Source organism: Metabacillus niabensis, from assembly GCF_902829255.1.
Taxonomy (GTDB): Bacteria; Bacillota; Bacilli; order Bacillales; family Bacillaceae; genus Metabacillus; species Metabacillus niabensis.
In genome coordinates, this window is sequence record NZ_CADEPK010000337.1 from 1 (window position 1) to 2657 (window position 2657).

Genomic DNA, 2657 nt, shown 5'->3' on the forward strand with positions numbered 1-2657 from the left:
ATTCTGAATGTCATAACTTAATATATTGATATTTTTTCTTATCAAGAGAGGTAGAGGGACTGGCCCTTTGACACCTCGGCAGCGGACTATTTATAGAACTGTGCCAATTCCAGTAGCAATTTGCTAGAAGATAAGAGGAGAAGATGAAACTTTCTATCTACCCCTCTTTTATTTTTAAAAGAGGGGTATTTAATTTTATCGGATAGAAAAACAAAGATTCGTTAAGGAGAGGATATTAATGACAAAAACATTAGTAAAAGCACCATTTAGAGCAGATCATGTTGGAAGTTTGTTACGACCAGAAAGAATCCATCAGGCGAGAAAGGATTTTCAAGAAGGAGTAATTACTGCACAAGCTCTACACGAAATTGAAACAGAAGAAATTAAAAAAATTGTTGATAAGCAAATTGAAGTTGGTTTACAAGCAGTGACAGATGGAGAATTCCGTCGTAGATTTTGGCATACCGATTTTCTTGAGCATTTAAATGGAGTTGAAGGGTATGTTCCAAGCCATGGATTTAAATTCAATGGGGAGGAAACGGAAAGATATGATGTCCGTGTTATTGGAAAAATTTCATTTAACCAAGACCATCCACATGTAAAGGAATTTATAGAATTTAAAGAAATCGTTGGCGACCGTGCTGTTGCAAAACAAACAATTCCTAGTCCAAACCAATTATTTAATGCTGGTATCCGCAATCCAGACATTTATCCAAATATTGAAGAATATACAAAGGATATTATTCAAACGTACCGTGATGCGATCAAAGCATTTTATGATGCAGGCTGCCGTTACTTACAGCTAGATGATGTGTACATAGCTGGTCTTAATGCACCAGAAATCCCATTTAATGATAGTGGATATTCTCGTGAGGAATTAATCGACTTAGCGTTACGCGTTGTAAATGGCGTTTTAGAGAATAAACCTGAAGATTTAGTAGTAACGACTCACCTTTGCCGTGGGAACTACCGTTCAACATGGGCATTTGAAGGAAGCTATGCGAAAATCGCCCCAACGTTATTTGCTAAAGAGCAAGTAACTGGATTTTTCCTTGAATATGATGATGATCGCTCTGGTGATTTCGAGCCATTGCAACATATTCCAAACGGTGGGCCACAAGTAGTACTCGGTCTCTTCACTTCAAAGCACGGTAAACTAGAGGACAAGGAAACTATTAAAGCACGTGTTGAAGAAGCAACAAAATATGTTCCTTTAGAGCAATTATGCATCAGCCCGCAATGCGGATTTGCTTCAACTCACCACGGAAACATTTTAACTGAGGACGAGCAATGGGCGAAGTTAAAATATATTGTTGATATCTCTAAAGAAATTTGGGGGTAAAAATCGGATACAAGAAGAGAAAAGCTCAGTTTACAATGAGCTTTTCTCTTTTTTAGCATAAGGCTATATAACCGTCACTTACTGCTATTATCATGAACGCTTATTTCGTTGGCTAAAATCTCGTTCAATTTTTTCCTTCCAGCTTCTGTCGATTTCCTTTCCACTTCGCATCATCGTCACAGCCTCATTTACCGCTTGATAATTTAATTGAGTTCCCTTGTTATCCGCATGGTAATTAACGGCGAATTCCTCATCAATCCCATATTTTTCTGCTGTTGAAATCGAGTCAATATTCGCACCTAAAAATATGAATTCCCAACCAAATTGCTCCTTTTGCCGTGTCACCATTTGTTTGATTTTGATTGCTGTATACTCCCTACTCGCATTTTCCATCCCATCGGTAGTAATGACGAAAAGCACTTTATCGGCACGATTTTCCTCATTTGTTCTTTTTTGGACATTGCTAATTTTCTGGATAGTCGAGCCAATCGCATCAAGAAGTGCTGTTGTTCCCCCTACTTGATAATCATCTTCCGTTATGGGAGAAATCCCTTTGACATTGATTCTGTCATGAAGCAATTCATAGTCATGGTTGAATAATACCGTTGTGACAAAGGCTTCTCCTTCTTCCTTTTGTTGTTTTTTAAGCATTGAATTGTAGCCGCCTATTGTATCTGCTTCAAGTCCTGCCATTGAACCGCTTTTATCAAGAATAAACACTAATTCTAATTTTTTGCTTTTCATTTTTGTCATCCTCCATTTCATGTTACGTTAAGGATAACAGGATGGTGGAACCAATTGGTCGCTTTTAAAGCGACATTTTATCCACCTACCAATGGCTGGTCAAAAGCAAACAAAGCTTCATTCAATTCATGAATATTGTAGTTTCCTTCATGGATAAAATATTCAACGATCACATCAAACTTATTGCTATGAGAAAGCATATAACCGGCTGCCGCCAATAATTCATTCGTTTCAGCAATATTTAGCTTTAAAGCTATCGCAAAGGCTATCGCGGTTTTCTTTTTTGGATGATAATCGGGGTTCGTACGAATTTTTGAAAATAACCGTCGATTCAAGTTCGCTCGAGTATATGTTTCAACATCAGTCATTCCTCTTTCGTCTATAAAACGAAGCAGCCTTTCAGAAAATGATTCGTCAAGAGTATTGACTAAGTCTACTAAGCTATTTTCTTTATGAACATATTCCCCTTCTATTTCTTCCTCTTTAAAAATACTTTGTTCTGCGAGTGGCTTCATTGCATACTGAACAGCTTTTCTCGAACGGCTAAACATCGTTTCGACTTCATCTACAT

The 2657-nt window shown here is 37.5% G+C and carries 2 protein-coding genes, 1 pseudogene and 1 riboswitch; of the genes and pseudogenes, 1 reads left to right on the plus strand and 2 read right to left on the minus strand.

What is annotated here, in order from left to right; translation table 11 throughout:
• Positions 1–35 precede the first annotated feature (35 nt).
• Positions 36–137: riboswitch (SAM riboswitch) on the plus strand.
• Between the two features lie 101 nt (positions 138–238).
• Entirely contained in the window at positions 239–1342 is a 1104-nt protein-coding gene (locus HU235_RS19275; RefSeq protein WP_174881263.1) for a 5-methyltetrahydropteroyltriglutamate--homocysteine S-methyltransferase, read from the plus strand.
• A 90-nt stretch (positions 1343–1432) separates the two neighbouring features.
• Here the strand turns inward: HU235_RS19275 and HU235_RS19280 are convergent, their stop codons facing one another.
• Positions 1433–2086 (minus strand): vWA domain-containing protein, encoded by a 654-nt coding sequence (locus tag HU235_RS19280; protein WP_174881264.1) that lies wholly within the window; start codon positions 2084–2086, stop codon positions 1433–1435.
• A gap of 77 nt (positions 2087–2163) precedes the next feature.
• Positions 2164–2657 (minus strand): annotated as a pseudogene (locus tag HU235_RS19285) (RNase III inhibitor); the annotation flags it as partial.